We start from the raw sequence: 24,029 nt of genomic DNA, 5'->3' as shown, positions 1-24,029 counted from the left end.
GCCCTCCCGGCGTCACACGCAGTCGTTGGTGGCGTCCCAGCACGTCTCCTCCGGGAACGGGTCGCCACCGCCGCCGCCGCCGCTGCCGCCGCCGGACGGGCCCTCCGGCGTCGGCGACGGGGTCCAGGGCGGCGGCTCGTACGGCGTGGGGCCGGGTTCGTACGGCGGCGGCGCCGTGGGGGCCGGCCGCTCGGGCACGGGCCGCTTGCTGCTCCTGGCCGGCGTGGGCTTCGGGGACGGGGCCGTGGACACCTCCGGGGCCCGGGTGGCGGGCCGCGGGGAGCTCGCGGCCGCGGACGGCCGGGACACCGGGCGCGCGCCGGTGCCGGACGGGCTCGCGCCTGCCGGGGTCCGGACGGCCGGGCTTCCGCCGGGCGTCCCGGCGGGCGCCCGGCCCTCGCCGTCGGGCAGCAGCGCCACCCCGGTCACCCCGGCCGCGAGCAGCACCAGCACGGCGGCGGCCCCCGCCACGACCCGTCCGCGCCCCCGCTGCCGCTTCCCTTCGCCCGCGCGGCGCCGACCCTTGCGGTGCGCCGGCCGGCTCCGGTCGCCCGCCGACGGGTCGGTGGGTGCCTTCCCGGGTCCGGCGGGCTGCTCGGGTCCGGCGGGTTCTTCGGACGGCTGGTGCGGCTCGGGTCGGGCGAGCTCTTGGTGTCCGGCGGGCTCTTCGGACGGCTCGTGCGGCTCGGGTCCGGCGGGCTCTTGGTGTCCGGCGGGGTCGGAGGGGACGGCTCCCTGCGCCGGGGTGACGCCGACTGTGATGCCGGGCCTGTCCGGTGAGGCGTCCGACCGGCAAGGGGAGGCGGTGCACGGGTCGGTGTCCGGCCGGCAAGGCGGCTCGGTGTGCGGGTCGGTGTCCGACCGGGGCAGCGGCTCCACGTCGAACTGCTGCCTCTCCGGCGCCGGTTCGGTTCCGTCCGGAGAGGCCTCCGGCTCGTGGGGCCGGGCTTCCCCGGACGGGGTGTCCGGCCCGGAAGGTCCGGTCGCGTTTGAGCGAGACTCCGGCTGAGCCGACGGGACCCCGCCCAGCCGGTGCTCCCCTTCCGCCGGTTGGGCCCCACCGAACCGGGCCTCCGGCTCCGCCGGCCGGGCTCCGTCGAACCGGACGACGTCCGGCTCCCCCTCCGCCGGGGGCGCCGCTGTGGCGGCCCCGGGGCGGGGCGGGGGAGGCCCCTCCAGGGCGGCCGCGAGGCGCTTGCGCGTACGGATCCAGGCCGCGGTCGTCGCGTCGTCGCCCCCGCACGCGCGGACGAACGCCGCGAGGAGCTCCTCCCTGGGGAGCTCCTCGCGGTTCAGCGCGCCCGCGAGCGTCGCGCGGGGCAGTACGTCGCCGGCCTCCTGCGCGCGGCGCTCCAGCGCGCGGTAGCTCAGGTGCGCCCACTGGCGCAGCGCGCGCATCGCCGCCACGAACTCTCCCGGAGTCGTGGCCGCATCCGGCTGTGGTGCCCCGCTGTCCACTGTTCGCCCCCGTGCGGTTGTCGGTGCTCAGCCATGCTTCCCGGCAGCTTAGGAAGAGCCCGGCCCACGCGGGGCCGGAACCAGCCGATTCCCCGGTCGCCGGGGCCCGCACCCGCGCGGGGCCCGCCACGAGGCCACCGGCCACACCGGCCCGCTCGCGCACGACCGGGGGCGTACGGCACCCCCGTGGCCGTACGCCCCCAGCGGGTCTCTTGCCGATCAGGCGGCGGTGACCTTCTCCCCCTCGACGGGGGCCCGCGGGACCGCGATCTCTCCGGCCACGACCTCCCCGACCGGGGCGTCCTCCTCCGGCAGCGCCCGCATCAGCAGCCAGGAGCCGAGCGCGGCCACCGTGCCCAGCACCGCGCACATCCCCCACAGCCACGGTGCACCGAACCGGTCGATCACCCAGCCCGACAGCAGCGGGGCGACGAGCGCGGCGACGGACCACGACATCGTGTAGACGCCCTGGTAGCGCCCGCGCCCGTGCACCGGGGACAGCCGCACCACCAGACCGGTCTGGGTCGGCGCGTTGATCATCTCGCCGACCGTCCAGACGCAGACGGTCAGCGCGTACACGGCGACCGAACCGGCGAAGGCGGTGAGCCCGAAGCCGTACCCGGCGAGCAGCGCGGAGAGGACCAGCAGCGAACGCGGGTCGCGGTGCTCGATGTAGCGGGTCAGCGGTATCTGGAGGGCCACGATCAGCACACCGTTCACGGCGATGGCCGTGCCGAAGTCCGCGCTGGTGAAGCCGTCCGCGCCCATGGCGACCGGGAGGCCCACGTACCCCTGCTGGAAGATCAGCGAGATGAGGAAGGACAGGCCGACCACGCCCATGAACCGTCCGTCGCGCAGGACGGCCCCCAGGCCGACCTCCGGCCCGGCCGCCGCCTTCCCGGCCGTCCCCGAAGCCTGCTCGGGCCGCGACTCCGGGATCTTGACGAAGATCAGCACGGCGCAGGCCAGGGTCATCGCGGCCTCGGCCAGGAAGCCGGCGCGGTAGCTGTACTCGGCGAGGAAGCCGGCGCCGGCGGAGGAGATGGCGAAGCCCAGGTTGATGGCCCAGTAGTTGAGCGAGAAGGCCCGTACGCGGTCCTCGGGCGGTACGAGGTCGGCCAGCATCGCCTGCACCGCCGGGCGGGAGGCGTTCGACGCGGCACCGACGAGGAAGGCCACGGCGGCGATGGCGACCGGGTGCTCCATGAAGCCGAGGACGGCGACGGACAGCGCGGTCGACGACTGCGCGATCAGCATGGTGGGCCGCCGGCCCAGCCGGTCGGTCATGACGCCCGCGCCGAGCGAGGAGATGACGCCGCCGAGGCCGTGCAGGGTGGCGACGAGCCCGGCGTACGTCGCCGAGTACCCGCGGTCGAGGGTCAGGTAGAGCGCCATGAAGGTGGCGACGAACGCCCCGAGCCGGTTGACCAGCGTGCTGGTCCACAGCCACCAGAACTCCCGGGGCAGGCCCGAGACGCTCTCCCTCGCCGCGCGCCTGAGCGTGGCCATCGACATGAACCCATCCCCCTGTAAGTGGCGTTGCCAGCAGAGGGAACTTACAAGGGTTCTGCTCCCGGCGGCCAGTCAATTGACGGGAGCCGTCAAGCGTCAGCGGCGTCCATTAATCTCGTACGCATGGCCGACGCACCGTACAAGCTGATCCTCCTCCGCCACGGCGAGAGCGAATGGAACGCGAAGAACCTGTTCACCGGCTGGGTGGACGTCAACCTCACCGAGAAGGGCGAGAAGGAGGCGGTCCGCGGCGGTGAGCTGCTCAAGGACGCCGGTCTGCTCCCCGACGTCCTGCACACCTCCCTCCAGAAGCGCGCCATCCGCACCGCGCAGCTGGCCCTGGAGGCCGCCGACCGCCACTGGATCCCGGTCCACCGCTCGTGGCGCCTGAACGAGCGCCACTACGGTGCGCTGCAGGGCAAGGACAAGGCGCAGACGCTCGCCGAGTTCGGCGAGGAGCAGTTCATGCTGTGGCGCCGCTCGTACGACACCCCGCCGCCGGTCCTCGCCGACGACAACGAGTTCTCGCAGGCCGGCGACGCGCGCTACGCCACCATCCCGCCGGAGCTGCGCCCCCGTACGGAGTGCCTGAAGGACGTCGTCGTCCGCATGCTGCCGTACTGGTACGACGGCATCGTCCCGGACCTCCTGGCCGGCCGCACGGTCCTGGTCGCCGCCCACGGCAACAGCCTGCGCGCCCTGGTGAAGCACCTGGACGGCATCTCCGACGCCGACATCGCGGGCCTCAACATCCCGACGGGCATCCCGCTGGTGTACGAGCTCGACGCCGAGTTCAAGCCGCTGACCAAGGGCGGCCGGTACCTCGACGCGGAAGCGGCCAAGGCGGCCATCGAGGCGGTCAAGAACCAGGGCAAGAAGTAACCCTGCCCCGCGCATCCCGCGCGGAGAAGGGCCCCGCCCGGTCCGCCCGGGCGGGGCCCTTCCGCGTACGTACGGGGCGCCGGTCAGCCGCAGCAGCCGCCGCACTGGCAAGGGGCGCCCGACTGGCACCCGCAGCCGCAGCCCGAGCCGCATCCGCAGGCGCCGAGGACGGGCAGGTGGACCACTTCGACCGGTGCTGCTTCCTGCTGGACGTCGGTCACGGGGGAATCTGCCATGGGGTCCCTCCTCAAAGGCGTACGTTCGAAGGCGTACGTCACCTCTCCCCATTGCATGCCCAGCCGACAGGGCGCATCAACGGCGCACAGAGGCCCGCCCCGCCCGTCGGGCGCCGCCTTCCGTGGACGGGACCAGCGGGTGACGCCGTCAGGTCCTTCGACCGGGCCTCCGCCTGCCGGAGTTCGTCCGCGACCCCTTCTTTCCGGCGGCCCCCGCACTGTTGCGCAGGCTTCGGGCCGCGAGCCGGACTGCGTCCGGCACCCCTCAGGCCCCCTCGACCGGGGCCTCCGCCTGCTGGAGTTCGTCGGCGTGCTCGCCCGTCACCAGGTAGACCACGCGCTTGGCGACCGACACCGCGTGGTCGGCGAAGCGCTCGTAGTAGCGGCCCAGCAGCGTCACGTCGACCGCCGTCTCGATGCCGTGCTTCCAGCGGTCGTCCATCAGGTGCTGGAAGAGCGTGCGGTGCAGGCGGTCCATCTCGTCGTCGTCGTGCTCCAGCTGCAGCGCCAGGTCGACGTCCTTCGTGATGATGACCTCCGCCGCCTTCGCCATCAGGCGCTGCGCCAGCTGCCCCATCTCCAGGATCGTCGCGTGCAGGTCGTGCGGCACCGCGCGGTCCGGGAAGCGCAGCCGGGCCAGCTTGGCGACGTGCTGCGCCAGGTCGCCCGAGCGCTCCAGGTCGGCGCTCATGCGCAGCGAGGTCACCACGATCCGCAGGTCCGTCGCGACGGGCTGCTGGCGCGCCAGCAGGGCTATCGCCCGCGCCTCCAGGTCGTGCTGAAGGTCGTCGACCTTCTGGTCGGCCGCGATCACGGCCTCCGCCAGCTTCAGATCCGCGTCGAGCATCGCCGTCGTGGCGCGCCCGATCGCCGACCCGACCAGACGGGCCATCTCGACCAGGCCCTCGCCGATCGAGTCCAGTTCCTCGTGGTACGCGTCCCGCATGGATGTCCCTCTCTCAGTACGACCAACAGGGGTCCGGGTGGGGCTCGGACCCCCACGCTCCCACGGTCCGAGTCCAAAAAGTCCGGGGCCTCCCTCCCAAGTGAACCGTCACTATCCCCTCGGTGAACTCTGGGCGACGACTGTTCGAGCACCCACTCGGATGGCTGGGAGAGTGTCGGAGACCCCGCATAACCTGGATGCATGGACGTGAACGCGGCGGTCGCCGCATTGGCAGCGATCGCCGGGGCGTGCACCGGCGTGATCGCCATGCTGGCGTTCCGCTGGAGCGAGCGGGACCAGGCCAGGCCCACCCGTACCTCGCTGCACACGGACGCGGTGCTGCCGCCGGGCGTGGACACGGTCCTGTCGGTCCTGCGCTCCTCCGCCGTCGTGCTCGACGAGAGCGATTCCGTCGTCAAGGCAAGCTCCGCGGCATACGCGCTGGGCCTGGTCCGCGGCGGCAAGCTCGCCGTCGAGCCGATGCTCCACATGGCCCGCGACACCCGCCGCGACGGGGAGATACGCCAGGTCGAGCTCGACCTGCCCCGGCGCGGCACCGGCCGCGGCGAAGCCCTCGCCGTGTCCGCCCGCGTCGCCCCGCTCGGCTCCCGCCTCGTCCTGCTCCTCGTGGAGGACCTGACGGAGGCGCGCCGCATAGAGGCCGTGCGCCGCGACTTCGTCGCCAACGTCAGCCACGAGCTCAAGACACCCGTCGGCGCGCTCTCGCTGCTCTCCGAGGCCGTCATGGACGCCTCCGACGACCCCGAGGCGGTCACCCGCTTCGCCGGCCGCATGCAGATCGAGGCGACCCGGCTCACCAACCTCGTGCAGGAGCTCATCGACCTCTCCCGGGTGCAGAACGACGACCCGCTGGACGACGCCGAGCCGGTGCGGGTCGACGAGCTGGTCGCCGAGGCCGTCGACCGCTCCCGGCACACGGCCGGCACCAAGCAGATCACCATGGCCGCCGGAGGCACCCACGACCTGCACGTGTGGGGCCATCGCGGCCAGCTCGCCGCCGCCCTCGGCAACCTCGTCGAGAACGCCGTCAACTACTCACCCGCCCACACCCGCGTCGGCATCGCCGCCCGCCGCGTCTCCGCGCCCGGGGGCGACCTGATAGAGATCGCCGTCACCGACCAGGGCATCGGCATCCCCGACAAGGACAAGGAGCGCATCTTCGAGCGCTTCTACCGCGTCGACCCGGCGCGCTCCCGCGCCACCGGTGGTACGGGCCTGGGCCTGGCCATCGTCAAGCACGTGGCCGCCTCGCACGGCGGGGAGGTCACGGTGTGGAGCACCGAGGGTCAGGGCTCCACCTTCACACTCCGGCTGCCCGAGGCCGGCGCCGTACGGGACCGCTCCGCCGGGTCCCGCCCGCGGCACCACGACTCAGAGACCACCACAGAACCGCTCACCGCCCCGGAGGTCCTTCCGTGACCCGAGTCCTTGTCGTCGAGGATGAGGAATCCTTCAGCGACGCCCTGTCCTACATGCTCCGCAAGGAGGGCTTCGAAGTCGCCGTCGCGTCGACCGGGCCCGAGGGGCTGGACGAGTTCGAGCGCAACGGCGCCGACCTGGTCCTGCTCGACCTCATGCTGCCCGGCCTGCCCGGCACGGAGGTCTGCCGTCAGCTGCGCGGCCGCTCGAACGTCCCCGTCATCATGGTCACGGCCAAGGACAGCGAGATCGACAAGGTGGTCGGGCTGGAGATAGGAGCCGACGACTACGTCACCAAGCCGTTCTCCTCCCGCGAGCTGGTCGCCCGCATCCGCGCGGTGCTGCGCCGCCGCGGCGAGCCGGAGGAGGTCACGCCGGCGGCCCTGGAGGCCGGCCCGGTGCGGATGGACGTGGACCGCCACGTCGTCACGGTCTCGGGTGCCAAGGTCGACCTGCCGCTGAAGGAGTTCGACCTGCTGGAGATGCTCCTGCGCAACGCGGGCCGCGTGCTCACGCGCATGCAGCTCATCGACCGTGTGTGGGGCGCGGACTACGTCGGTGACACCAAGACCCTCGACGTCCACGTCAAGCGCCTGCGCGCGAAGATCGAGCCGGACCCGGGCGCGCCGCGCTACCTGGTGACGGTCCGGGGCCTGGGGTACAAGTTCGAGCCGTAGGCCGGCCCGCACGGGACGTGCGTGCGAACACGAGGGCGCCCCGCCGGAAAGCTCCGGCGGGGCGCCCTCGTGCGGCTGCGGGTCAGTGACCGGCGGCGTGCGACTGCTCGCCGCCCGTCGCCGGGGTGCCGCCGTCCTGGCCGTGCGTACCGGCCGGCGATCCCGAGGGGGAGCCGGTCGGCGAGCCGGAGGGCGACGCGGCCGGCGAGCCCGACGGCGAGGCGGCGGGCGCCTCGGGCGCGCCGGTGGGACCGAAGTCCGCGTAGTAGCCGTGCGCCGTGACGACGAACGCGTCGAGCTTCACGTCACCGGTCTCGCTGAGCTGGAAGACGACCTCGCGGGCGCTGCCGAGCTCGGCCTTGTCCACGCCCTGCTCCAGGACGGCCGAGGCGTTGCCCTTGCCGCCGATGACGACGGAGCCGAACGCGGGGACGGTGATGGCGCCGGAGCCGCCCGCGGGCGTGAGCTTCACGGTGGCGTCGGAGCCCGGGAGCTGGATGGCCTCCAGCTTCTCCTCCTTGTCGCCGGCGTTGAAGAGGGTCGCCGAGACGACGGCCGGGCCCTCGGCGCCGGGCTTCTCCTGCGCGATCACCGTGGCGTTCTGGATCTTGATGTCGCCGACGGTGGTGGCCGCGTTGTCCGGCCTGATCTGCAGCGTCTGGGCGTCATTGCCCGCGCCGCAGGCGGAGAGCGAGGCGATCGAGAACACGATGGCGGTGGCGGCGAGGACGCCGCGTCGAAGGCTGCGGCTCACGGCGGCGGCAACTCCTAGGACGTACGGACGGACGGGCGACGGACGACCGTTGACCGAAGACGGACGGCTAAGACCGAGCTAAGGATCACTCAGCGGGCTCAGGTTACCGACCCCTCGAGCCGCTCCCGCACCCGACCCGCCCCCTGCCACGTGTCGGCCTGCGCGGCACGCCTCCGGCGTGCGGCTTCGGACGCCGTTCACATAACCGCCCTTGATCAATTCCGCGGGCGCCATGCATTCCTCACCGAAAACACACCGGTGATCATCGGCGTGTCAATTCGGGAATCCTCCGGCGCGCGCGTCCGAGCGGGTGACCGACATCCGAACGGAGTACGGGAACTTCACCGCTTCGAACCAGACATAAGTGGATGTTTCACCCCCGCCGCGCCGTCGTCGGGTGGGTGTGGCGGGCCCGTTTCCTCCCGGCCGCGCAGCGGCTCCCACCTGCGAATACCTCGTTCCGCAAGCCCTCCGCAGCACGTTCCTGTCCGTGTTGTCAAGCCCCGAGATATGCCCTGACCTGCGAAAACGCCATTCAGAAGAAGCCGTTCTCGTGTTACCCTGGATAGCCACGGAAGGGGTACCTGTCACATGACGTTCAAGGTTGGCGACACCGTGGTCTATCCCCATCACGGGGCCGCGCTGATCGAGGCCATCGAAACTCGCCAGATCAAAGGCGTGGACAAGACCTACTTGGTGCTCAAGGTCGCCCAGGGCGACTTGACGGTTCGTGTGCCAGCGGACAATGCGGAGTTCGTCGGCGTGCGCGATGTGGTCGGACAGGACGGGCTGGACCGGGTCTTCGAGGTGCTTCGTGCACCGTACGCCGAAGAGCCGACGAACTGGTCCCGTCGCTACAAGGCAAATCTCGAGAAGCTCGCCTCCGGCGATGTCATCAAGGTCGCCGAAGTGGTGCGCGACCTGTGGCGCCGCGAGCGCGAGCGGGGTCTCTCCGCCGGAGAGAAGCGCATGCTGGCCAAGGCGCGCCAGATCCTGGTGAGCGAACTCGCACTCGCCGAGAACACCAACGAGGACAAGGCCGAGGCCCTGCTCGACGAGGTCCTCGCGTCCTGACGCTGACGCCAAGCGATGCCGCGGTGCCCGCTGACCTGCTGTGATCCACGCCGATCCACAGCTTCGTCGCCGGGCGCTGCGGCATGTCCGGCCCCCGGATCCCTCCCGGATACACCCGTACCCCACCGCGCATGGCTCATGCCGGGGGCACCACACCACGCGGGCGACACCGAAGGACCCGCGCGGTCCGGCCCGCTCGACCAGGGTCACGGAAGGGTCCGGTCAAGGCGTCGCCGTCGCTTGAGGCCATACCCAGAACGGCCGAGTCAACAAACCTGCCGGAGTGCAACCAATGTCAGACGAAGCACGCCCCGCACCCGTGGCCCGCACCGCCGCCGTGATCCCCGCGGCGGGCCGGGGCGTACGGCTCGGCCCCGGCGCGCCCAAAGCGCTGCGCGCGCTGAACGGCACCCCCATGCTCATCCACGCGGTCCGCGCCATGGCGGCCTCCCGCGCGGTCTCCCTCGTCGTCGTGGTCGCCCCGCCCGACGGGGCCGGCGAGGTCAAGAACCTCCTGGACACGCACGCGCTGCCCGAGAGGACCGACTACCTCGTCGTGCCCGGCGGGGAGACCCGCCGGGAATCGGTCAGCCTCGGCCTGGACGCCCTGCCCGACGGCATCACCACCGTCCTCGTCCACGACGCCGCCCGCCCCCTCGTGCCCGTGGACACCGTCGACGCCGTCATCGAGGCCGTACGGGACGGTGCCGTCGCCGTCGTGCCCGCGCTCCCGCTCGCCGACACCGTCAAGCAGGTCGAGCCGCGCGGGAAGGGCGAGCCGGAACCGGTCGTCGCCACCCCCGAGCGGGCCACCCTGCGCGCCGTGCAGACCCCGCAGGGCTTCGAGCGCGACACGCTCGTGCGCGCGCACGGGAGCGTCACCGGCGACGTCACCGACGACGCCGGCATGGTCGAGAAGCTCGGCCTGCCCGTCGTGGTCGTCCCCGGCCACGAGGAGGCGTTCAAGGTGACCCGCCCGCTCGACCTCGTCCTCGCCGAGGCCGTACTCGCCCGCAGGAGGGCCACCGATGGCTTCTAGCCTCCCCAGCGTCGGCATCGGCACCGACGTCCACGCCTTCGAGGAGGGCCGCGAGCTGTGGTGCGCGGGCCTGCTCTGGGAGGACTCCGACGGCTACGGGCTCGCCGGGCACTCCGACGGCGACGTCGCCGCCCACGCCGCCTGCGACGCCCTCTTCTCCGCCGCCGGCATCGGCGACCTCGGCGCCCACTTCGGCACCTCCCGCCCCGAGTGGTCCGGCGCCTCCGGCGTCACGCTGCTCGCCGAGGCCGCCCGGATCGTCCGCGCCGAGGGCTTCGAGATCGGCAACATCGCCGTCCAGGTCATCGGGGTACGCCCGAAGATCGGCAAGCGGCGCGACGAGGCGCAGAAGGCCCTGAGCGCGGCGGCCGGCGCCCCCGTGGCCGTCTCCGGCACGACGACCGACGGCCTCGGGCTGACCGGCCGCGCCGAAGGGCTCGCCGCCATCGCCACCGCACTCCTCGTGCGCAACGCCTGAGCCACCTGTTCGCCGTACGGGCACAGGGCACTGGCCCCGGCCCACTACCCTGGAGTGGTGACTATTCGTCTGTACGACACCAGCGCCCGGCAGATTCGCGACTTCACCCCGCTCACGCCGGGCCATGTCTCGATCTACCTCTGTGGCGCCACCGTGCAGGCGGCCCCCCACATCGGGCACATCCGGTCGGGGCTGAACTTCGACATCCTGCGCCGCTGGTTCGAGTACCGCGGGCACACCGTCACGTTCATCCGCAACGTCACGGACATCGACGACAAGATCATCGCCAAGTCGGCCGACCAGGGCCGCCCCTGGTGGGCGATCGGCTACGACAACGAGCGCGCGTTCAACGACGGCTACCAGGCCCTCGGATGCCTGCCGCCCACCTACGAACCGCGCGCCACGGGCCACGTCCCCGAGATGATCGAGATGATGCGCGGCCTCATCGAGCGCGGCCACGCCTACGTCGCCGACGGCAGCGTCTACTTCGACGTCCGCTCCTTCCCCGGCTACCTCGCGCTGTCCAACCAGGACATCGACGACCTGCGCCAGCCCACCGAGGAAGGCATCACCGGCAAGCGCGACCCGCGCGACTTCGCCATGTGGAAGGCGACCAAGCCCGGCGAGCCCGACTGGGAGACACCGTGGGGCCGCGGCCGCCCCGGCTGGCACCTGGAGTGCTCGGCCATGGCGCACAAGTACCTCGGCTCCGCCTTCGACATCCACGGCGGCGGACTCGACCTGGTCTTCCCGCACCACGAGAACGAGATCGCCCAGGCCAAGGCGTACGGCGACGACTTCGCCCGCTACTGGGTGCACAACGCCTGGGTGACCATGAGCGGCGAGAAGATGTCGAAGTCGCTCGGCAACTCCGTCCTCGTCGGCGAGATGGTCAAGCAGTGGCGCCCCATCGTGCTGCGCTACTACCTGGGCACCCCGCACTACCGGTCGATGATCGAGTACAGCGAGGAGGCCCTGCGCGAGGCCGAGTCCGCCTTCGCGCGCATCGAGGGCTTCATCCAGCGCGTCGTGGAGAAGACCGGCAAGTCCGTCGAGCCCGCCGCCGAGGTCCCGCCCGCCTTCGCCGAGGCGATGGACGACGACCTGGGCGTCCCGCAGGCGCTCGCCGTCATCCACACCACCGTCCGCCAGGGCAACAGCGCCCTGGCCGCCGACGACAAGGAAGCCGCCGTGGAGCGCCTCGCCGAGGTCCGCGCCATGCTCGGCGTCCTCGGCCTCGACCCGCTCGACCCGCACTGGGCCGGGGAGTCCGACCGCGGCGAGGACCTGCACGGCGTGGTCGACAGCCTCGTCCGCATGGTCCTCGACCAGCGTGAGTCCGCCCGGGCCCGCAAGGACTGGGCGACGGCCGACGCGATCCGCGACCAGCTCGGCCAGTCCGGGCTCGTCATCGAGGACGGCCCCGACGGCCCGCGGTGGACGCTCGGCACCCGCTGAGCCCACGCGGCACACTTCATAGAGACGTACGTACGCACCACCCGCACCCGCGGACACACGAAGTAGGTAGCTCATGGCCGGGAACAGCCAGCGCAGGAACCGCCGCACGTCCAACAAGAAGGGCGCGACGGTCGGCAGCGGTGGCCAGCGGCGCCGGGGCCTGGAAGGCAAGGGCCCCACGCCGCCCGCGTCCGCCCGCAAGGGCCATGTGAAGAACCGTGTCGCCAACGCCAAGGCCAAGCAGGCGCACCGCCGCCAGGTCGCCCGGCGCGGCGGCAAGGGCCTGTCCGAGATGGTCGTCGGCCGCAACCCGGTCTTCGAGGCCCTGCGCGACGGCGTCCCCGCGACGACCCTGTACGTCCAGCAGTTCATCGACAACGACGAGCGGGTGCGCGACGCGCTCAAGCTCGCGGCCGACCGCGGCGGGATCAACCTCATGGAGGCCCCCCGCGCCGAGCTCGACCGGATGACGAACGGCCTCAACCACCAGGGCCTCGTCCTCCAGGTCCCGCCGTACGAGTACGCCCACCCCGAGGACCTGGCCGCCGCGGCCTTCGACGACGGCGAGGACCCGCTGATCGTCGCCCTCGACGGCGTCACCGACCCGCGCAACCTCGGCGCCGTCGTCCGCTCCGTCTCCGCCTTCGGCGGCCACGGCGTGGTCGTCCCCGAGCGCCGCGCGGCCGGCATGACCGCCGGTGCCTGGAAGACCGCCGCGGGCACCGCCGCCCGCACCCCCGTCGCCCGCGCGACCAACCTCACCCGCGCCCTGGAGGCGTACCAGAAGGCCGGCATCACCGTCGTCGGCCTCGCCGCGGACGGCGACACCGAGGTCGGCGAGCTGGAGGCCCTCGGCGGCCCGGTCGTCATCGTCGTCGGCAGCGAGGGCAAGGGCCTGTCCCGCCTGGTCGGCGAGACCTGCGACTTCCTCGTCCGCATCCCGATGCCCGGTGGCGCCGAGTCCCTCAACGCGGGCGTCGCGGCCGGCGTCGTGCTCTACGAGGCGGCCCGCCGCCGCGCCTGATCCGAGCCATCCCCGGGACCCGTCATGATCTTGACGGGTCTCGGACATTTCTCCTGCGTCAAGGCAGTGTCCTAACCGCGCATCACTCGGTTAGATGAGTGTGGACACCAGAACGCCCCGGCCCGGGTTCGACGATCAGCCTGCGTTGAGCATGGTCAAGGTGGATTGCGATCCCGCGCAGGTCATCGTGAACCACGCCAGTTTCCGGGTGCAGCTCGCCCCGGCAAGGAAGCCTCGGTTCGCCGAAACCAGCCGCGTACCCGCCATGAGCACGGGCGGCGCGGGGGGACGACGGCGGGCGCCCGTCGTGTGGAGCGGCAAGTCCTCGCCCGGGGACCCCGGAGCGACCGGCCTGCTCCAAGCCGTACGCGACTCCGCCACCGTGGACACCCTCGAACCGTCGCTCGACGCCGGCTCCACCCAGGTCATCCCGCGCGTCGACCTCACCGACGACACCATGCCCACACCGCTCCTGCCGCCCATGCGGCGCGCCGAGAGCTCCTACGACGAGTACCACCGCGCCCCCTACGGCCGGCGCGACGAGGACCGCACCCCACCCCACGGCTACGCGCCGGAGCCGGAGCGCGACGTCCCGCCTCCCGTCACCCGCGCCGCGGCGCGCGCCGCCGAGTACGCCGACAGCGCCGCCACCCAGCGGCACGCGTACTACCCCGGCCGCCGCATGAACCTCGGTGTCGTCCTCCTGCCGCTGCGCGTCTTCCTCGGCTTCATCTCCATCTACGCCGGCATGGGCAAGCTCTGCGACCCGGTCTACTTCGACGGCGGCAAGCGCGGCTCCATGGTCAGCTGGCTGACCTCCCTCCACCCCTGGCCCGCCGCCGAACCGCTGCGCGACTTCGCCCTCGCCCACCCCGTCGGCGCCGGACTGACCGTGGCCTTCGCCCAGGTCGTCGTCGGCGTGCTGACCGTCCTCGGCCTCTGGCAGCGGGTGGCCGCCGTCTTCGGCGCGGCCCTGTCCGCCGCTCTCATCCTCACCGTCAGCTGGCGCACCGTCCCCGCGTACGACGCACCCGACATCGTCTACCTCGCCGCCTGGTCGCCGCTGATCATCGCGGGCGCGCCCGTCTACTCCATCGACGGCCGCCTCGCGGGCGAGGCATGGCGCACGCTGGGCCCGCGCTCCGCCCTGTGGGACCTGCGCCGGCGCGTCCTGCGGCGCGGCGCCGTCGTGGCGGCCGTCGTGGTCGGCCTGACCCTGCTCATCGGCTCGGTGCTCGGCGGAGCCGTCCGCTCCACGGAGATGGTCACCGTGCCCGGCCCGAACGACGACCCGACCAACCACCTCCCCGGCCAGCCCCTCCCGCAGGAGCCCGGCACCCGGTCCCCCTCCTCCCGCGAGAGTGCGAGCCGGCAGCCCGAGCCCTCGGCGTCGACCTCCACGAGCCCGTCGGCCGACGAGTCGTCACCGGCCGGGACCGTACGGGAGACCGAGCCGGTGGAAGAGCAGCGGCCGACCGCCACGCAGGGCACCGGCCAGCGGCCCCCACAGCAGCCCCAGCCCGTGGACCCGCCGTCCAGCAGCGCCGGCCCGTCCTCCAGCGGCAGCACCGGCAGCTCCGGCGGCGGCGGTGGCACCGGCGGCTCCGACGACAACGGCTCGGGTGGCTCCGACGACGGCGGCAGCTCGACCGGCGGGAACCGCAACCCGATCGGCGGCCTGCTCGGCTGAGCCGTACATACCCCCCCAGCAGGAGGGCCGGTCACCCCCCGGGTGACCGGCCCTCCCGCCGTACTGTGCGCCCCGCGCCGGGAGCGCGCTCTCACGAGCCGTACGAAGCCAGCTCCTTCGCCGCCTCCGCGAGGTCCTTCGCGGTGTCGATGGCCCGCCAGTACGCGCCCTGCGGCAGCGGAAAGCCCGCCAGGCGGCGGTCGCGCGCCAACCAAGGGAACGTGGTGCGCTCGTGGTCGCCCACCTCCGGCAACAGACCGGTGAAGGCGGGGGAGAAGACGTACACCCCCGCATTGATCAGATACGGGGACGGCGGCGACTCGATGAAGTCGGTGATGTGCCCGAAGGCGTCGGTCTCCACGGCTCCCCAGGGGATGCGGGGCCGTGCCAGCGCCAGTGTGGCGGTGGCGTCCCGCTCGGTGTGGAACGCGGCCATCTCACGCAGCGAGAAGCGTGTCCAGATGTCCCCGTTCGTCGCGTACCACGCCTCGTCGGGCAGCGGCAGGTGCGCGGCCGCGTACCTCAGGCCGCCGCCCCGGCCCAGCGGCTCGGGTTCGACGACCGTGGTGACGCGCAACGGCAGTTCGGCCGTCTCCAGCCACTGCTGGAGGACGGCCGCGAGATGGCCGCAGGAGACGACGGCGTGCGTGACGCCCTCGGCGGCCAGCCAGGAAAGCTGATGGCCGATGATCGGGGTCCCGGTTCCCGGGATCTCGACCATCGGCTTGGGGCGGTCATCGGTGTACGGGCGCAGGCGCGAGCCCTGACCTCCGGCCAGGATCACGGCCTGCGTCGGAGGAGCGTGGTCCATCAGCTCTCGCGCGCTACACCGGACGCGTACGACGTGTCACAGACGGGGCGGGAGAACGACTGGGCGCGTACGGGCCCGTAGTGCAGGACGGCGGCGCGGCCGAGCGCGCGGGCGATCGACATGCAGTGACGGGCGAGCGACGGGCGCTCCTCCACCGCGCGCTGCAGGCCGGTGAGCGCGACACCGGGGCTTTCCTCCTGAAGCTGTGCGAGGAGGCGGTCCCGCAGAATATCCTGCGGGGCACGGGACTTGGCCCGTACCGAGACGTTCTCCGAGGACGCGGTGAGCAACTGCGACTCGGGGCGGCTGCCGGCCCACGGGACACTGGTGACCGCGAGAGTTCCGGAGAGCACCAGGACGACGGGCAGGACGAGGGCGAGAGTGCGGCCGATGCGGCGTGCTGTGTGGGTCACGGACGTGAGCGTAGCGGCCAGTGATGATTTGGAGACATTTAGTCACCCTCCCGGGGGATGGTTCGATGCTCCTTTTCGAATCACCGGTTGACGAACGCGTCCGAATTGACCGAAGTGCCGGGGTATTTGTCGACACCGTGATCAAGGTACGGCCACGGCCCCGCACCGAAGTGCGGGGCCGTGTACGAGTTTTACCCGCGGCGGTGCCGCGGTGCGGCGTCAGTCGCTGAGGCGCTCGCCCGTCGAGGTCGAGAAGACGTGCATCTCGCTCGGGCGCGGCACGACGTGCAGCGTGGCGCCCTTCTCCGGGACGGAGCGGCCGCCGACGCGGACCACCAGCTCCTTGTCGTCCGCACCGCCGACGCGCGCCGAGCCGTACACGTAACCGTCGGCGCCGAGCTCCTCGACGACGTTCACGAGGACGGCGACACCCTGGTCGCTGTCGGCGCCGGACACGTCGAAGTGCTCGGGCCGGATGCCGACCGTCACCGTCTTGTCGCCCCGGGCGGAGGCGGCGGCCAGCGCCTCGCGGGACACCGGGACCACGCTGTTGCCGAACTTCACGCCGCCGTCGGTGATCGGCACCTCGACCAGGTTCATGGCGGGGGAGCCGATGAACCCGGCGACGAAGACGTTCGCCGGCCGGTCGTACATGTTGCGCGGGCTGTCGACCTGCTGGAGCAGGCCGTCCTTGAGCACGGCGACCCGGTCGCCCATGGTCAGGGCCTCGACCTGGTCGTGCGTGACGTACACCGTGGTGATGCCCAGACGGCGCTGGAGGCTCGCGATCTGCGTGCGGGTGGACACACGCAGCTTGGCGTCGAGGTTCGACAGCGGCTCGTCCATGAGGAATACCTGCGGCTCGCGCACGATGGCACGGCCCATCGCGACACGCTGCCGCTGACCGCCGGAGAGCGCCTTCGGCTTGCGGTCCAGGTACTCGGTCAGGTCGAGGATCTTCGCGGCCTCCTCGACCTTCTTGCGGATCTCCGCCTTGTTGACGCCGGCGATCTTGAGCGCGAAGCCCATGTTGTCGGCGACGGTCATGTGCGGGTACAGCGCGTAGTTCTGGAACACCATGGCGATGTCCCGGTCCTTCGGCGGCAGGTGCGTGACGTCCCGGTCCCCGATGCGGATGGCGCCGCCGTTGACGTCCTCCAGGCCGGCGAGCATGCGCAGCGAGGTGGACTTGCCGCAGCCGGACGGACCGACGAGGACGAGGAACTCGCCGTCCGCGATCTCGATCTCGAGCTGGTCGACGGCGGGCTTGGTGGACCCCGGGTAGATCCGGGTCGCCTTGTCGAACGTGACAGTGGCCATGGTGATGCGGTCCCTTCACCGGCAGGAACGTGCCGGACGATCCGAGTGGAAGGAATGGATGGGTCTAGTCCACGCGAGTGAACTCCGGGTGACGCTACCTGGCGGGATAGCGTCTGTCAGTAGTTCGAGGACGGCGAATTTCCCACCCGGAGGGTCGCGGTGTCCGGTTACACTCGTGCGGAGCGCCTCCTTAGCTCAGCTGGCCAGAGCACCGCTCTTGTAAAGCGGGGGTCGTCGGTTCGAACCCGACAGGGGGCTCCGGAAAGAAGGCCCCCCGCCGTTCATGGCGGGGGGCCTTCGGCTGTCCCAGCGGGGCTCGCGTCGCTCACTACGCTGCTCGCATGGCAGAGGGCGAGGGCGCCGCAGGCGTGAAGGCCGCCGCGAACGCGCGCAATTGGGGCAGGACCCGCGCATGGGTGGAGAGGAAACTGCCTCCCGGGGACCGCATCCGCGCGGTCGTGGCGCTGCGGGGCGGTTGGACGTCGCGGATGCGGCGTCTCGACATCGAGGGGCCGGGAGCGCCGTATTCGCTGGTGCTGCGGTCGTTCGTCAAGCCCTTCTACGTGAAGCACGCGGCCGGGCTGCTCACACGCGAGGCCGGGATCCTGGGGCTGCTCGCCGGTACGGACGTGCCGGTGGCGACCCTGTGGGGCGTGGACGCCACGGCGGAGCACTGTGATCATCCTTCGCTGCTGATGTCGCTGCTTCCGGGGAGCGTGCGGCTGGACGTGGACGACGTCGAGCGGAGGACCGGGTTGCTGGCCCGGCAGCTGGCGGCGTTGCACGCGATGCACGTACCGGAGCGCGACCGGCCGCGGGCGTACGAGGCGTGGACGAGTCCCGAGCGGGTGCGGGTCCCCGTCGGCACGGCGCGGCCGGAGCTGTGGTCGCGTGCCGTGGACGTCATCCGGCGGGAGCCGCCTGCCCACCGGCCCCGCTTCCTGCACCGCGACTTCCACCCCGGCAACGTGCTGTTCGGCGCGGACGGCGACCGCCCGGTGATCACCGGGGTCGTCGACTGGGTCGAGACGTCCTGGGGGCCCGCCGATCTGGACGTGGCCCACTGCGCCACCGCACTGGCGCTGCTGCATGGCGTCCCCGCCGGTATGCGGCTGGTGGACGACTACCTGGCGGCCGGAGGGGTGATCAGCGAAAACCCGGCCGATCACCTGTACTGGCGCCTGCTGGACGCGCTCGCCTTCGCGCCGGATGCGGAGAAGGTGGCCGGGCCCTGGCGGGAGCTGGGGCGGGAGGACCTGACCCCGGCCGTGCTCGCCCACCGCTTGGAGGAGTACCTGCAGGCGCTGTTCGGCCGGTACGGCTGAGGGCAGCGGGGCCGGCTGCCCGGGGTGGGGCCCCGGGCCCGTCGGGGTCGGGGCCCTTCGGGTGCCGGGCGGGGTCAGTGGCGGCCCGAGATGCGGTCGGCGAGGGTGCCCAGGCGGTGGGTGGCGGGGGTGTGGGCGGTGGCTTCGCGGTGGTCGGCGGCGCGGTAGGCGGCGTAGAGGGTGTGGACGCCGAGCCAGCGCAGCGGTTCGGGTTCCCAGGCGCGGACCTTGTGGTTCACCCAGGGGAGAGTGGTCAGGTCGGTGGGGCCCGACTGGCCGGAGTCCTGCTGTATCAGGTCGCGCAGGGTGCGGGCGGCGAGGTTGGCGGTGGCGACGCCCGAGCCGACGTAGCCGCCGGCCCAGCCGAGGCCGGTGGAGCGGTCGAGGGTGACGGTGGCGCACCAGTCGCGGGGGACGCCGAGGACGCCGGACCAGGCGTGGGCGATCCCGACGCCGGCGAGCCGGGGGAAGAAGCGGACGAGGATCTCGCGCAGGGCTTCGACCGTGGCGGGCTGGGTGCGGCCGTCGTTGTCGGTCTTCGATCCGTAGCGGTACGGGATGCCGCGGCCGCCGAGGGCGATGCGGTCGTCGGCGGTGCGCTGGGCGTACATGTAGGCGTGGGCCATGTCGCCGAGGGTCTCGCGGCCGCTCCAGCCGATCTCGTCCCAGACGGCGGCGGGGAGGGGCTCGGTGGCGATCATGGAGGAGTTCATGGGGAGCCAGGTGCGCTTGTGGCCCTTGATGTTCGCGGTGAAGCCTTCGGTGCAGCGCAGGACGTAGGGGGCGCGCACGGTGCCGTAGGGGGTGATGGCGTGCTTGGGCTTGATCTCGGTGACGGGCGTCGACTCGTGGACGGTGACCCCGAGGGCTTCGACGGCCGCGGCGAGGCCCTTGACCAGCTTGACGGGGTGGATGCGGGCGCCGTGCGGGGTCCAGCCGGAGCCGACGGCACCGGTGACGCGGACGCGCTCGGCGGTTTCCCGGGCGCCGAGCAGCCGGCGGTCGGTCTCGCCGAAGGCCACCTCGACGGAGTGGTGGGCCTTGAGCCGGGCCAGCTGGGCGGGGGTGTACGCGATCTCGAGGACGCCGCCCTGGTGGATGTCGGCGTCGATGTGTTCGTCGGCGGCGACCCTGACGACCTCGGTGACGGTGTCGTTCATGGCCTGCTGGAGGCGTACGGCGGCGTCGTGGCCGTGGCGCCGGGCGTAGCGGGCGCGGCCGGCGATGCCGTTGTAGAGCCAGCCGCCGTTGCGGCCCGATGCGCCGTAGCCGCAGAACTTCCCCTCCAGGACGACGATGTTGAGGAAGGGGACGGCTTTCTTCAGGTAGTACGCGGTCCACAGGCCGGTGTATCCGCCGCCGACGATGCAGACGTCTGCCGTGGTGTCGCCGGGCAGTGGCTCCCGGGGTGCGGGGGTGCCCTCCTGTGCGTACCAGAACGATATGCCGCCGTTGACGGTGTTCATGTGGTTCCTTGGGTGCTTCCGGTGGGTGGGGACCGTGTGGCGGGACGTTACTGGATGCGGTGTGCGGTGATCGAGGTCCGTGCGGGGCGGTGCGGATCCGCAGGTTCCGCCGGGGTGACAGCGGCCCCCGGGGAGCGTTCGCGGCGTCGCGTGGACGGGCGGACGGGCGGATGGGACTGCGCGGGCACGACCTAGGCTGCGCTCATGATTCGTACAGCTGTGGTCGACGACGTCCCCGTCATTCATGCGATGGTCCGCGAGCTCGCCGAGTACGAGAAGGCGCTCGACGAGGTGCGGGCGAGTGAGGATCACCTGCGGGAGGCGCTGTTCGGCGAGCGCCCGGCGGCGTACGCGCACATCGCCGAGAACGAGGAGGGCGAGGTCGTCGGCTTCGTGCTGTGGTTCCTCAACTTCTCGACGTGGCGCGGGGTGCACGGCATCTACCTGGAGGACCTGTACGTGCGGCCCGAGGCGCGGGGCGGCGGGCACGGCAAGGCGCTGCTGCGGGAGCTGGCGCGGATCTGTGTGGAGCGGGGGTACGAGCGGCTGGAGTGGGCCGTACTGAACTGGAACGCGCCGTCGATCGCCTTCTACGAGTCGCTGGGCGCGCGGCCGCAGGACGAGTGGACGGTGTACCGGCTGACCGACGGGGCGCTGGCGCGGCTGGGTGCCGCGTAGGCGCCGTCGGCTCCGTCGGTCGTCGTGAGGCGGTCGGCGCCGGCCGGCCTTCCTGCTCGGTCGCCTTCCTGTCCGGTCGGTTCGGAGCCGGTCCGGTCGGCTCCGTACCGGTCCGGCCGGCCGGTGCGTCAGGTGTGACGTCCCGCGGGTGCCGTCCCGGTCGTCACGGGACGAGGACGACCTTGCCCATCGTCGCCCTGCTCTCCAGGGCGCGGTGGGCGGCCGCCGCTTCGGCGAGCGGGAAGCGCTGGACGGCGGGGCGCAGCCTGCCCGCGGCGGCCTCGGCGAGGGAGCGCAGCTCCAGGGTGCGGATGTCGCCGCCGGCCCGGGCGAGCATCGCGGGGCCGAGCACGGACTCGGAGGTGATGCGGCGTTCGGCGAGCTCCTCGTCGGTGAAGGTGAGCGGCTCGCCGTCGTGCGGGCCGCGGCCGGCCCAGCCGTACACGAGGTGCTGTCCGCCCGGGCCGAGGAGACCGACGGCGGCGCGGCCGGTGGGGCCGCCGACGCCGTCGAAGACGACCGTGGCCGCGCGGTCCCCGAGGTACGCGCGGACCTGCTCCGGCCAGTCGGGGCGCGTGTAGTCGACGGCGAGGTCGGCGCCCTCGGCCGTGACCCGGGCGGTCTTCCGGGGGCCGCCGGCGAGGCCGATGGCGGTGGCGCCGGCGTTCTTGGCGTACTGGACGAGGAGCGTGCCGATGCCGCCCGCGGCCGCGGTGATCAGGGCGACGCTGTCCGGGCCCAGGTCGGTGAACCCGAGGATGCCCAGGGTGGTGCGGCCCGTGCCGATCATGGCGACCGCCGCCGCGTCGTCGAGGGCCGGGGGTATCTCGTGGAGCCGGGCGGCGTCGGTGACGGCGAGTTCGGCGTAGCCCCCGGGTGCCATGCCGAGGTGGACCACGACGCGCTTGCCGAGCCAGGCGGGGGCGGTGCCCTCGCCGAGGGCGTCGACGGTGCCGGCGACCTCGCGGCCGGGGATGGTCGGCAGGTCGGGGAGTGCCGGGAAGGGGCCCGGCATCCCCTGCCGCAGCGCGGTGTCGAGGAGGTGCACGCCGGCAGCCGTGACGGCGATCCGGACCTGCCCGGGTCCGGGGGCGGGATCGCCGGTCTCCTCGTACACGAGGTTCTCGGCGGGGCCGTAGGCGTGGAGGCGGATGGCGTGCATGGCTCTCTCCTGTGTCTCCTGCGGTGGAACGACACGGTGATGCTTCAGCCTCAAGCGCGCTTGAGGTCAAGGCCGGGAGCGGGCGCGAGGGAGGGGGAGGGAGCGGACGTGGGATCGGGCGCGGGGGAGGGGGCGCCGGCGCGGGCGGGCCGGGTGGTCCTGCTGTCCCTGAGCGCGAGGGTCACGGCTTCGATGGCGCTGGTGAAGGACACCTCGGCGAGCACGCCGGGTGCGGCGACCCGGTCGCCTGCCAGGTAGACGCCGTCGCCGCGGGCGATGGCGGGGCGGTCGCGCCACGTGGTGCCGGGGTGGTCGACCGCGCCGGTACGCCCCTGGGCGAGCGCTTCGCGGCGCCAGGTCGTGCGCTCGCGCCAGTCCGGGAAGCCGGCGTCCAGGAGGCGCTCGGCGTGGGCGACGCCGTCGGCCTTCGACCGGTCCGGGGCGAGGGGGAACTGGCCCTGGAGGAGCTGCTCGCCGGCGGGGGCGAGGGTGGGGTCCTGCGCGGTGAAGCGCTCGAGCCAGCCGGGTGCGTCGAGGTCGGAGACGATGAACGGGTCCTTGCGGTGGGTGCGCAGGGCCAGGTCGAACAGGACCGTGCGGCCGCTGGGCCAGTCGAGGGCCGGGTCCTTCAGGAGCCGGCGGGCCGCGTCGAGGGAGGTGGCGACGATGACGGGTCCCGCGCGGTCCGGGAGGGCGTCGACGCGGGCGGAGGTCTCGATGCGGACGCCGAGGTTCCAGGCGCGGGCGACCATGCGGTCGATGACCTCGCCCCAGCCGCCGCGCGGGTAGTGCGCCTCGGGCGGCAGGGCGGTGGCCCGGCGCAGCCGCTCCTGCACGAACCGGGCGGACAGGGATCCGGGGTCGTGGTGGAAAAGCGCGACGGCCGCGTAGTGGGCGGCGGCGCGGGCGGCGGCGGGCCCGGCGTGGGCGGTCGCCCAGGTGGTGAAGTCGCTGTCGACGGGGGCCTGTTCCGGGGTGCGGCGGGCCAGGCGCAGCAGGGCCGGGGGCGGGGTGCGGCGCAGGGCGCCGTCCCGGTGGAACCGGAACCGGGCTGCTGCGCCGAGGGGGACGGCGGCCATCGGCCCGAGCAGGCCCCGCTGCTTCAGCCAGGCCCAGTGCGGCCCGCGACAGTACAGCGCGTGGGGGCCTTCGTTCGTCCGGTACGGCCCTGCGGCGGTCCGGGCCCGGCCGCCGGGGGTGCGGTGCGCCTCGTACAGCGTGACCTGGGCGCCGGACTCGGCGGCGGTGATGGCGGCGGTGAGTCCGGCGAATCCGGCGCCGATGACGGTGATGGTGGTGGTGGTGCTGGACATGTACGCGTCCCTCCGGGCTTCCGATGCTCTCGGAAGGTCGACGGACGGGGGCTGCCGATGTGTGACATCGGTGCGGACGCGCCGGTGCCCGACGCGCCCGTCAGGGCAGCCGGGGGAAGCGGGACTGGAGCGTCCAGATCGCGGGGTTGTCCGCCAGGCCCTCGTGCATGTCCGCGAGGTCGGCGATCAGGTCGTGGAGGAAGTCCCGGGCCTCGCGGCGCAGGGTGGCGTGGCTGAAGGTGAGCGGGGGTTCGTCGGCCGGCATCCAGTCGGCCTCGACGTCCACCCAGCCGAAGCGGCGCTCGAAGAGCATGCGGTCCGAGGACTCGGTGAAGTCGAGCTCGGCCTGCTGGGGCCGTGCGGAGCGGCTGCCGAGCGGGTCGCGGTCGAGCTGCTCGACGATGTCGCACAGCGCCCACGCGAAGTCGAGCACCGGGACCCATCCCCAGGCTGTGGACACCTCACGATCGGTCTTGGTGTCCGCGAGGTAGACGTCGCCGCAGAACAGGTCGTGCCGCAGGGCGTGGACGTCCGCGTGGCGGTAGTCCGTCTGCGGAGGGTCGGGGAAGCGGCGGGAGAGGGAGTAGCCGATGTCGAGCACGTGGTCGATGGTGTCACGCCCGGGGCGTGCGCTCACCCGTGCGAGTGCACGATGTGCGGTCCTCCGGGCTCCGCGGCGGCGCCCGCGGCGGCATCCCGGTCGATCTGCTCGCCGACGCGAGGCGCCTGTCGTTGCCGGTTCCGGCCTGCCGGTTCGGACGTGGCGGTCCGACCTGCTGGTTCCGGCCTGCCGGCCCCCGTCCGGTCCGGCCTGCCGGTTCGGACGTGCCGGTTCCGGCCTGCCCCTGACTGCCGGTTCCGGCCTGCCGGCCC

Annotated in this window: 23 protein-coding genes and 1 tRNA gene; 12 read left to right on the top strand and 12 right to left on the bottom strand. The window is 72.8% G+C overall.

Annotated elements, in window-relative coordinates; genetic code table 11:
- Positions 1-12 precede the first annotated feature (12 nt).
- Together ACIA79_RS06680 and ACIA79_RS06675 are read right to left on the bottom strand one after the other, a co-directional pair.
- Complete coding sequence (locus tag ACIA79_RS06680; RefSeq protein WP_399427051.1) at positions 13-1,407, bottom strand: hypothetical protein; 1,395 nt, start codon at positions 1,405-1,407, stop codon at positions 13-15.
- A gap of 270 nt (positions 1,408-1,677) precedes the next feature.
- Positions 1,678-2,973 (bottom strand): MDR family MFS transporter, encoded by a 1,296-nt coding sequence (locus ACIA79_RS06675; protein ID WP_399427050.1) that lies wholly within the window; start codon positions 2,971-2,973, stop codon positions 1,678-1,680.
- A gap of 120 nt (positions 2,974-3,093) precedes the next feature.
- On the opposite strand from ACIA79_RS06675, the gene ACIA79_RS06670 reads away from it, so the two are divergent.
- Positions 3,094-3,852, top strand: a complete 759-nt coding sequence (locus tag ACIA79_RS06670) for a phosphoglyceromutase (RefSeq protein ID WP_399427049.1) — start codon at positions 3,094-3,096, stop codon at positions 3,850-3,852.
- 83 nt (positions 3,853-3,935) lie between these two features.
- Here ACIA79_RS06670 and ACIA79_RS06665 read toward each other — a convergent pair whose 3' ends face one another.
- The gene (locus ACIA79_RS06665; protein WP_199819751.1) at positions 3,936-4,088 is read right to left on the bottom strand and encodes a hypothetical protein; all 153 of its coding nucleotides are present in this window, start codon (positions 4,086-4,088) and stop codon (positions 3,936-3,938) included.
- Positions 4,089-4,353: 265 nt separating this feature from the next.
- Positions 4,354-5,034, bottom strand: coding sequence for a phosphate signaling complex protein PhoU (phoU, locus tag ACIA79_RS06660; RefSeq protein ID WP_399427048.1), 681 nt, complete (start codon positions 5,032-5,034; stop codon positions 4,354-4,356).
- A gap of 201 nt (positions 5,035-5,235) precedes the next feature.
- Here phoU and ACIA79_RS06655 point away from each other — a divergent pair, with 201 nt between their 5' ends.
- A complete protein-coding gene (locus ACIA79_RS06655; RefSeq protein WP_399427047.1) occupies positions 5,236-6,474 on the top strand; it encodes a sensor histidine kinase in 1,239 nt (412 codons plus the stop codon).
- Positions 6,471-7,151, top strand: a complete 681-nt coding sequence (locus ACIA79_RS06650; protein ID WP_399427046.1) for a response regulator — start codon at positions 6,471-6,473, stop codon at positions 7,149-7,151. The genes ACIA79_RS06655 and ACIA79_RS06650 overlap by 4 nt, the downstream gene beginning before the upstream one ends.
- Positions 7,152-7,233: 82 nt before the next feature.
- Here the strand turns inward: ACIA79_RS06650 and ACIA79_RS06645 are convergent, their stop codons facing one another.
- Positions 7,234-7,905: a DUF461 domain-containing protein gene (locus tag ACIA79_RS06645; protein ID WP_399427045.1), complete on the bottom strand. Its 672-nt coding sequence runs from the start codon at positions 7,903-7,905 to the stop codon at positions 7,234-7,236.
- A gap of 591 nt (positions 7,906-8,496) precedes the next feature.
- On the opposite strand from ACIA79_RS06645, the gene ACIA79_RS06640 reads away from it, so the two are divergent.
- The 6 genes from ACIA79_RS06640 to ACIA79_RS06615 all read left to right on the top strand — a co-directional run bounded on the left by ACIA79_RS06640 (position 8,497) and on the right by ACIA79_RS06615 (position 14,668).
- Positions 8,497-8,979: a CarD family transcriptional regulator gene (locus tag ACIA79_RS06640; RefSeq protein WP_003953493.1), complete on the top strand. Its 483-nt coding sequence runs from the start codon at positions 8,497-8,499 to the stop codon at positions 8,977-8,979.
- 292 nt (positions 8,980-9,271) lie between these two features.
- On the top strand, positions 9,272-10,018 hold the full coding sequence (gene ispD, locus ACIA79_RS06635; RefSeq protein WP_399427044.1) for a 2-C-methyl-D-erythritol 4-phosphate cytidylyltransferase: 747 nt from the start codon (positions 9,272-9,274) through the stop codon (positions 10,016-10,018).
- Entirely contained in the window at positions 10,008-10,496 is a 489-nt protein-coding gene (ispF, locus tag ACIA79_RS06630) for a 2-C-methyl-D-erythritol 2,4-cyclodiphosphate synthase (RefSeq protein ID WP_399427043.1), read from the top strand. The genes ispD and ispF overlap by 11 nt, the downstream gene beginning before the upstream one ends.
- 57 nt (positions 10,497-10,553) lie before the next feature.
- Positions 10,554-11,954: a cysteine--tRNA ligase gene (gene cysS, locus ACIA79_RS06625; RefSeq protein ID WP_399427042.1), complete on the top strand. Its 1,401-nt coding sequence runs from the start codon at positions 10,554-10,556 to the stop codon at positions 11,952-11,954.
- 73 nt (positions 11,955-12,027) lie between these two features.
- Entirely contained in the window at positions 12,028-12,978 is a 951-nt protein-coding gene (rlmB, locus tag ACIA79_RS06620; protein WP_031073304.1) for a 23S rRNA (guanosine(2251)-2'-O)-methyltransferase RlmB, read from the top strand.
- A 94-nt stretch (positions 12,979-13,072) separates the two neighbouring features.
- Complete coding sequence (locus ACIA79_RS06615) at positions 13,073-14,668, top strand: DoxX family protein (RefSeq protein ID WP_399427041.1); 1,596 nt, start codon at positions 13,073-13,075, stop codon at positions 14,666-14,668.
- Between the two features lie 91 nt (positions 14,669-14,759).
- Here the strand turns inward: ACIA79_RS06615 and ACIA79_RS06610 are convergent, their stop codons facing one another.
- The 3 genes from ACIA79_RS06610 to ACIA79_RS06600 all read right to left on the bottom strand — a co-directional run bounded on the left by ACIA79_RS06610 (position 14,760) and on the right by ACIA79_RS06600 (position 17,212).
- The gene (locus ACIA79_RS06610) at positions 14,760-15,479 is read right to left on the bottom strand and encodes an NDP-sugar synthase (RefSeq protein ID WP_399427040.1); all 720 of its coding nucleotides are present in this window, start codon (positions 15,477-15,479) and stop codon (positions 14,760-14,762) included.
- Positions 15,479-15,892 (bottom strand): hypothetical protein, encoded by a 414-nt coding sequence (locus ACIA79_RS06605; protein ID WP_399427039.1) that lies wholly within the window; start codon positions 15,890-15,892, stop codon positions 15,479-15,481. The genes ACIA79_RS06610 and ACIA79_RS06605 overlap by 1 nt, the downstream gene beginning before the upstream one ends.
- 219 nt (positions 15,893-16,111) lie before the next feature.
- Positions 16,112-17,212, bottom strand: a complete 1,101-nt coding sequence (locus ACIA79_RS06600) for an ABC transporter ATP-binding protein (protein WP_399427038.1) — start codon at positions 17,210-17,212, stop codon at positions 16,112-16,114.
- Positions 17,213-17,396: 184 nt separating this feature from the next.
- Between ACIA79_RS06600 and ACIA79_RS06595 the strand changes: the two genes are divergently transcribed.
- Both ACIA79_RS06595 and ACIA79_RS06590 read left to right on the top strand, forming a co-directional pair.
- A tRNA-Thr gene (locus ACIA79_RS06595) sits at positions 17,397-17,470 on the top strand.
- Positions 17,471-17,553: 83 nt separating this feature from the next.
- Complete coding sequence (locus ACIA79_RS06590; RefSeq protein WP_399427037.1) at positions 17,554-18,537, top strand: phosphotransferase family protein; 984 nt, start codon at positions 17,554-17,556, stop codon at positions 18,535-18,537.
- A 74-nt stretch (positions 18,538-18,611) separates the two neighbouring features.
- Here the strand turns inward: ACIA79_RS06590 and ACIA79_RS06585 are convergent, their stop codons facing one another.
- Positions 18,612-20,003 (bottom strand): NAD(P)/FAD-dependent oxidoreductase, encoded by a 1,392-nt coding sequence (locus ACIA79_RS06585; protein ID WP_399427036.1) that lies wholly within the window; start codon positions 20,001-20,003, stop codon positions 18,612-18,614.
- A 204-nt stretch (positions 20,004-20,207) separates the two neighbouring features.
- Between ACIA79_RS06585 and ACIA79_RS06580 the strand changes: the two genes are divergently transcribed.
- The gene (locus ACIA79_RS06580; RefSeq protein WP_399427035.1) at positions 20,208-20,681 is read left to right on the top strand and encodes a GNAT family N-acetyltransferase; all 474 of its coding nucleotides are present in this window, start codon (positions 20,208-20,210) and stop codon (positions 20,679-20,681) included.
- Positions 20,682-20,844: 163 nt separating this feature from the next.
- Here the strand turns inward: ACIA79_RS06580 and ACIA79_RS06575 are convergent, their stop codons facing one another.
- From ACIA79_RS06575 to ACIA79_RS06565, 3 genes are all read right to left on the bottom strand, one after another.
- Complete coding sequence (locus ACIA79_RS06575) at positions 20,845-21,843, bottom strand: zinc-binding dehydrogenase (RefSeq protein ID WP_399427034.1); 999 nt, start codon at positions 21,841-21,843, stop codon at positions 20,845-20,847.
- Between the two features lie 50 nt (positions 21,844-21,893).
- Positions 21,894-23,156: a phytoene desaturase family protein gene (locus ACIA79_RS06570; protein WP_399427033.1), complete on the bottom strand. Its 1,263-nt coding sequence runs from the start codon at positions 23,154-23,156 to the stop codon at positions 21,894-21,896.
- A gap of 100 nt (positions 23,157-23,256) precedes the next feature.
- A complete protein-coding gene (locus ACIA79_RS06565) occupies positions 23,257-23,757 on the bottom strand; it encodes a hypothetical protein (protein WP_399427137.1) in 501 nt (166 codons plus the stop codon).
- Positions 23,758-24,029 lie beyond the last annotated feature (272 nt).

The organism is Streptomyces sp. NPDC051310 (genome assembly GCF_044455245.1).
Lineage (GTDB): Bacteria > Actinomycetota > Actinomycetes > Streptomycetales > Streptomycetaceae > Streptomyces.
The sequence above is the reverse complement of the archived record's forward strand: the minus strand, read 5'-3'. Positions and strand labels throughout refer to the sequence as shown.

Excerpts from the sequence above, each read along its gene's own strand:
- ACIA79_RS06580 (WP_399427035.1), top strand. The coding sequence starts at position 20,208 with ATGATTCGTACAGCTGTGGTCGACGACGTCCCCGTCATTCATGCGATG.
- rlmB (WP_031073304.1), top strand. The coding sequence starts at position 12,028 with ATGGCCGGGAACAGCCAGCGCAGGAACCGCCGCACGTCCAACAAGAAG.
- ispD (WP_399427044.1), top strand. The coding sequence starts at position 9,272 with ATGTCAGACGAAGCACGCCCCGCACCCGTGGCCCGCACCGCCGCCGTG.
- ACIA79_RS06590 (WP_399427037.1), top strand. The coding sequence starts at position 17,554 with ATGGCAGAGGGCGAGGGCGCCGCAGGCGTGAAGGCCGCCGCGAACGCG.
- ACIA79_RS06585 (WP_399427036.1), bottom strand. The coding sequence starts at position 20,003 with ATGAACACCGTCAACGGCGGCATATCGTTCTGGTACGCACAGGAGGGC.
- ispF (WP_399427043.1), top strand. The coding sequence starts at position 10,008 with ATGGCTTCTAGCCTCCCCAGCGTCGGCATCGGCACCGACGTCCACGCC.
- ACIA79_RS06670 (WP_399427049.1), top strand. The coding sequence starts at position 3,094 with ATGGCCGACGCACCGTACAAGCTGATCCTCCTCCGCCACGGCGAGAGC.
- ACIA79_RS06610 (WP_399427040.1), bottom strand. The coding sequence starts at position 15,479 with ATGGACCACGCTCCTCCGACGCAGGCCGTGATCCTGGCCGGAGGTCAG.
- ACIA79_RS06675 (WP_399427050.1), bottom strand. The coding sequence starts at position 2,973 with ATGTCGATGGCCACGCTCAGGCGCGCGGCGAGGGAGAGCGTCTCGGGC.
- ACIA79_RS06575 (WP_399427034.1), bottom strand. The coding sequence starts at position 21,843 with ATGCACGCCATCCGCCTCCACGCCTACGGCCCCGCCGAGAACCTCGTG.
- ACIA79_RS06640 (WP_003953493.1), top strand. The coding sequence starts at position 8,497 with ATGACGTTCAAGGTTGGCGACACCGTGGTCTATCCCCATCACGGGGCC.
- ACIA79_RS06665 (WP_199819751.1), bottom strand. The coding sequence starts at position 4,088 with ATGGCAGATTCCCCCGTGACCGACGTCCAGCAGGAAGCAGCACCGGTC.
- ACIA79_RS06600 (WP_399427038.1), bottom strand. The coding sequence starts at position 17,212 with ATGGCCACTGTCACGTTCGACAAGGCGACCCGGATCTACCCGGGGTCC.
- ACIA79_RS06655 (WP_399427047.1), top strand. The coding sequence starts at position 5,236 with ATGGACGTGAACGCGGCGGTCGCCGCATTGGCAGCGATCGCCGGGGCG.
- ACIA79_RS06615 (WP_399427041.1), top strand. The coding sequence starts at position 13,073 with ATGAGTGTGGACACCAGAACGCCCCGGCCCGGGTTCGACGATCAGCCT.
- ACIA79_RS06570 (WP_399427033.1), bottom strand. The coding sequence starts at position 23,156 with ATGTCCAGCACCACCACCACCATCACCGTCATCGGCGCCGGATTCGCC.
- phoU (WP_399427048.1), bottom strand. The coding sequence starts at position 5,034 with ATGCGGGACGCGTACCACGAGGAACTGGACTCGATCGGCGAGGGCCTG.